The sequence below is a fragment of the Oerskovia sp. NPDC060287 genome, assembly GCF_042726775.1.
GTDB classification, from domain to species: domain Bacteria; phylum Actinomycetota; class Actinomycetes; order Actinomycetales; family Cellulomonadaceae; genus Oerskovia; species Oerskovia merdavium.
In genome coordinates, this window is sequence record NZ_JBHXBO010000370.1 from 1 (window position 1) to 2,696 (window position 2,696).

The window sequence follows — 2,696 nt, forward strand, 5'->3', positions numbered from 1 at the left end:
GCGACGACATCCTGGCCCGCGTGCGCGCGGCAGTCATCAACGACGGCGCGCACCTTCCGGTCACCGGCGAAGCAAACCGTTCCCGGTGCCGGGCCGTCGGTCTGTCACGGGCAGGGTTGACGGATCGCAATAGTTCAGTCAATACTCGTATTCATCGAAGCGCTTCGACAGATTTCTCCCCTGAGGGAGCCGACCACGAGGAGGTGGCGAGATGGTGACGATGCAGGACGTGGCCGCCCGAGCGAACGTGTCGCTCAGCACGGTGTCGTACGCGCTCAACGGGACCCGCAAGATCTCCGACGAGACGCGCGCTCGGATCGAGGCGGCGATGAGCGACCTCGGCTACCGACGCAACGCCATGGCCCGTGGGCTCGCCTCACGCCGCAGCCACGTGCTCGCGCTGATCTTCCCCGCGACCGAGACGGGGATCGGAGGCACGGTCTCGGAGTTCGTCACCGGGGCCGCCGCGGCTGCTCGCGAGGCCGGCTACCACCTGGTGCTCTGGCCCTTCGCGGCGCACGAGGCGACAGGGATCCGCGACCTGACCCAGCAGGGGATGGCCGACGGCGTCCTTCTCATGGAGGTCCGTCTCGACGACCCACGGGTCGAGGTGCTCCACGAGGCAGGTGTGCCGTACACGATGATCGGGCGGACGCGAGAGCTGGAGGGGCGCCCGTACGTCGACATCGACTTCGCCGCGACGACCGAGGCGGCGGTCGAGCACCTCTTCGTGCTCGGGCACCGTCACATCGCGTTCATCAACCACTCGGCCGAGAGCGCCGCGGCGGGCTACGGTCCGACCCTGCGTGCAGGCGAGGGGTTCGTCGCGGCCATGGAGCGCCGCGGGCTCGTGGGCCGCGACCTCCGGTGCGACGAGACGGCCGAGGCCGGGCGTGCCGCGGTCGGTGAGCTGCTCGAGCAGGACCCGTCGCTCACCGCGTTCGTCACGATGAACGAGATCGCGACGTTCGGTGTCCTGTCCGGCCTGCAGGCACGAGGTCTCGCGGTCCCGGCCGACGTCTCGGTGCTGGGGATCGTGAGCTCACCCGGGGTGGGGGCGATGAGCACGCCCCCCCTGACCACCATGCACGCACCGGGCGCCGAGCTCGGACGCCTCGGGGTGCAGTCCTTGGTCGCACGGATCGACGATGCCGGCCGGGCTTACGCGCCCGTCCTGGTCACGTGCGACCTCGAGGCCGGCGCGAGCGTCGGTCCCGCCCCTGTCCGAGGCACCTGACCCCGGGTGCTCGACCCCGACCCCCCAGCCCGACCAGCGGGACGGGGTCACACCCTCGGCTGTCGCCGAGGGGCACGACCGCCGGCTTCGCCGGTGCAGGACCAGACGATCGGCGCCGACGCCGACGCTCAATGATGAGGAGAAAGTCATGTTGCGTGCACGGAAGCCTCTTGTCGCTGCCTTGGTAGCGCTCCCACTCGCCCTGGCCGGGTGTGCCGGAGGAGGGGGCAGCGGAGGGGACTCCGACGACAAGACCCTCACGATCTGGCACTACGAGTCCGACGAGTCGGCCATGGGGCAGGCCTGGGCCAAGGCGATCGAGATCTTCGAGGACGAGAACCCCGACGTCGAGGTGGTCGTCGAGAAGCAGACGTTCGAGCAGATCCAGAAGAACGCCAAGATCGTTCTCACGGGCGACGACGTGCCCGACGTCATGGAGTACAACAAGGGCAACGCGACCGCGGGCCAGCTCGCCTCGCAGGGGCTGCTCACGCCGCTGACCGACGCGGCGAAGGAGCGGGGCTGGGACACCACGCTCAGCGGCTCGCTCCAGACGACCGCGACGTACGACGAGAACGGCCTCATGGGATCGGGCGACTGGTACGGGGTCCCGAACTACGGCGAGTTCGTCGGCGTCTACTACAACAAGGACATGTTCGCGCAGCACGGGCTCGAGATCCCCACGACGCTCGCCGAGCTCGAGGCCGCGATGGCGACCTTCCAGGCCGCGGGCATCACGCCGCTCGCCGAGGCCGGCGCGGAGTACCCGCTCGGCCAGCTCTGGTACGAGCTGGTCCTCGCCAACGCCGACCAGGAGTTCGTCGACGCCTACCAGCTCTTCGACGGTGACGTCGACTTCCAGGGCCCCGAGATGACCCAGGCCACCGAGACCCTGGCCGACTGGATCGACAAGGGCTACATCGCCTCCGACTCGGCAGCCCTGACGGCCGAGGACATGGGCGTCTCGTTCATCAACGGCACCTACCCGATGATGGTCTCCGGCTCGTGGTGGTTCGGACGCATCGTCGAGGAGATGGACGCCGACTGGGGTCAGTTCAACTTCCCGGGCAACACGCTCCAGGTGGGATCGTCGGGCAACCTGTGGGTCGTGCCGACGAACGCGGACTCGAAGTCGCTCGCCGAGGAGTTCATCGACATCACGCTGCGCCCCGAGGTGCAGAACATCCTGGGCGAGGCGGGCGGCCTCCCCGTCGCCGGTGACGTCTCGGCGATCACCGACGAGCGTACCCAGGCGCTGACCCAGAACTTCAACGACATCCTGGCCGCCGACGGCCTCGCGTTCTACCCCGACTGGCCCGTCGCCGGCTACTACGACGTGCTCGTGAGCCAGCTCCAGTCGCTCGTCAACAAGTCCAAGACCCCGGCCGAGGTGCTCGACGGTCTGTCCGGCCCGTACGAGGAGGGCAAGGCGGACCTGCTCGAAGGCTGATCAGCAGGG

3 protein-coding genes are annotated in these 2,696 nt (G+C 69.0%); all 3 read left to right on the forward strand.

Annotated elements, in window-relative coordinates:
* Positions 1-218: hypothetical protein (locus ACFWFR_RS18965; RefSeq protein WP_377624134.1), on the forward strand; the 218-nt coding region annotated here is incomplete at its 5' end.
* A complete protein-coding gene (locus ACFWFR_RS18970; RefSeq protein WP_377624135.1) occupies positions 212-1,237 on the forward strand; it encodes a LacI family DNA-binding transcriptional regulator in 1,026 nt (341 codons plus the stop codon). The genes ACFWFR_RS18965 and ACFWFR_RS18970, both read left to right, overlap by 7 nt.
* A 181-nt stretch (positions 1,238-1,418) precedes the next feature.
* Positions 1,419-2,687 (forward strand): ABC transporter substrate-binding protein, encoded by a 1,269-nt coding sequence (locus ACFWFR_RS18975; RefSeq protein WP_377624136.1) that lies wholly within the window; start codon positions 1,419-1,421, stop codon positions 2,685-2,687.
* Positions 2,688-2,696: the final 9 nt, after the last annotated feature.

Bases quoted from the DNA above. Each gene is read 5' to 3' on its own strand.
- ACFWFR_RS18970 (WP_377624135.1), top strand. From the start codon at position 212: ATGGTGACGATGCAGGACGTGGCCGCCCGAGCGAACGTGTCGCTCAGC.